Source organism: Thiolapillus sp. (genome assembly GCF_048562965.1).
Taxonomy (GTDB): Bacteria; Pseudomonadota; Gammaproteobacteria; order Chromatiales; family Chromatiaceae; genus Thiolapillus; species Thiolapillus brandeum_A.
The window spans coordinates 1-1763 of record NZ_JBHNMF010000637.1; the positions used below are offsets into that span (position 1 = coordinate 1).

At 51.9% G+C, this 1763-nt stretch carries 3 protein-coding genes; 2 read left to right on the forward strand and 1 reads right to left on the reverse strand.

Going from position 1 to position 1763, the window contains the following annotated elements; genetic code table 11:
* Positions 1-144 precede the first annotated feature (144 nt).
* On the reverse strand, positions 145-489 hold the full coding sequence (locus tag ACOCD2_RS18630; protein ID WP_293675049.1) for a hypothetical protein: 345 nt from the start codon (positions 487-489) through the stop codon (positions 145-147).
* Positions 490-935: 446 nt separating this feature from the next.
* On the opposite strand from ACOCD2_RS18630, the gene ACOCD2_RS18635 reads away from it, so the two are divergent.
* Positions 936-1232 (forward strand): type II toxin-antitoxin system RelE/ParE family toxin, encoded by a 297-nt coding sequence (locus ACOCD2_RS18635; RefSeq protein ID WP_293649830.1) that lies wholly within the window; start codon positions 936-938, stop codon positions 1230-1232.
* 3 nt (positions 1233-1235) lie between these two features.
* Entirely contained in the window at positions 1236-1568 is a 333-nt protein-coding gene (locus tag ACOCD2_RS18640; protein ID WP_293649829.1) for an addiction module antidote protein, read from the forward strand.
* The last annotated feature ends 195 nt before the right edge of the window (positions 1569-1763 follow it).

The window sequence follows — 1763 nt, forward strand, 5'->3', positions numbered from 1 at the left end:
AGGCTTCCGCAATAAAGAGCGGTTTGCCAATGCCATTTACTTCCATCTCGGCGGGTTGGATCTTTACCCTGATGGGATTACTAGATGATGGGCGCCCACTCAATCAGGGGAAGAGCCCAAAAATGAATGCACGATGTTGTTTCATTAGTTTTCCTCTGAGTTGCTCGAAAATGGGGTTAATCCACCGAGATTGCCGCCACTGCCGAATGGGGAATCAGCATCAGCAGGAGTGGGTGATTGGGGAGGCTGGGGAGAGTTCTGCGGTGGCGCCTCGCGTTTCCGCCGCCGGGCGCGATACAGTGCTTGCGAAAACTGGCGAACAGTCATGTCGAGCTGCTCGGCGATGAGTGATTGAGAAATTCCAAGACCTAGCGCCTCCTCAATGTCATCGAGAACATTGAAAACGCGCATTGTTCTGCTTACGGGAGCCTGCTTTTTTCCGCTCCGTGCTGCCTTGATCAGTGCTCGAATTCGTTTCTCTGCCGTCATGCCTGCTGTCATCAATTTGTGTTAATGTTGTTATCAAATTTTCTACAAAAAACAGTCACTTGCAAGCATACGAAAAGCATTGCAAAGCATTAAATAGCGTTACTATGCATTTCATTGCATAACGCAACAGCTTCAAAATAATTGCAATAATGTGAAGTTCATCACGCTATTCGGTGAATATAAATTGACGTTGAGTTGAATCGGAGTGATGGCTATCGGAAGGCGGGGTGAAAATAATGTGAGGTCAATCTGAAAGATTTTTGCAGAAATACATCAATATCTATTCAGCACGCCCTCAATCATCATACGAGGCGACCTCAAGCGGACGGGGCGCGGACTACAAAACACCCCTGGTGCGTGGGGTGTGGTCATATCATTCTAAATTGGGGAAATTAGGGTAATGTCGCCGTGTTGCCCATATGTAACCATTCGGTTACTATTAACCTATGTACCAAATCAAGCAGACACCCGAGTTTGCCGAGTGGCTTAGTAACATCAAGGACGGCATGACTCGCCGACGCCTTGCCACGAGGCTGCGAAAGGCATCACTGGGAAACCTCGGCGATGTGAAGCCGGTAGGCGAAGGTGTATGCGAGATGCGGGAGTTTTTCGGTCCCGGCTGGCGCATGTACTATACGCTGCGTGGTGAGGTGTTGATCGTGATGCTAGGTGGTGGCGACAAATCCACACAGCACAAGGACATCGATCGCGCCATTACCCTGGCTAGAACCCTGGAGGATTGACCCATGAGCAAAATGATTCGCGTTTCCGAGTTGCCCGATTTCGATGTGACCGAATATCTTGAGGACGATCAGGCAATCGCAGAGTACTTGGCCTGCGTGTTGGAAGAGGATGACCCCGATTTGCTGATTGCTGCCCTCGGTGATGTTGCCCGCGCGCGAGGCATGACTGAGATCGCCCGCAAAACGGGTCTGGCCCGTGAGGCGCTCTACAGGGGATTACGCGATGGCGCTTCACCCCGATTCGATACAGTAATGCGCGTCATGCGTGCACTGGGTGTCCAAATCACCGCTAAGCCTGTTCAGTCTATTCAGGAACCAAATGCCAGCGCACATTGAGTCTATATGTGAACCCATTGCGTGGCACTCCTGGGCACAGCCCGTGGAAATCGCTGCGCGACCGCGTGGATGGCCCGTGGAAAACGCTTAAGGCGTTTCCCTCCGCCCGCCCACACTTTTTCACAGTCTGCCCCCATCCGCGCCAGCGACCCCGCTGCGTGGTTCGGGTGCCTGCGGCGCAATAATAATTATGTT

What these genes read in the sequence shown, in the direction of transcription:
- ACOCD2_RS18630 (WP_293675049.1), bottom strand. Translation starts at nt 489, where the DNA reads ATGACGGCAGAGAAACGAATTCGAGCACTGATCAAGGCAGCACGGAGC.
- ACOCD2_RS18635 (WP_293649830.1), top strand. Translation starts at nt 936, where the DNA reads ATGTACCAAATCAAGCAGACACCCGAGTTTGCCGAGTGGCTTAGTAAC.
- ACOCD2_RS18640 (WP_293649829.1), top strand. Translation starts at nt 1,236, where the DNA reads ATGAGCAAAATGATTCGCGTTTCCGAGTTGCCCGATTTCGATGTGACC.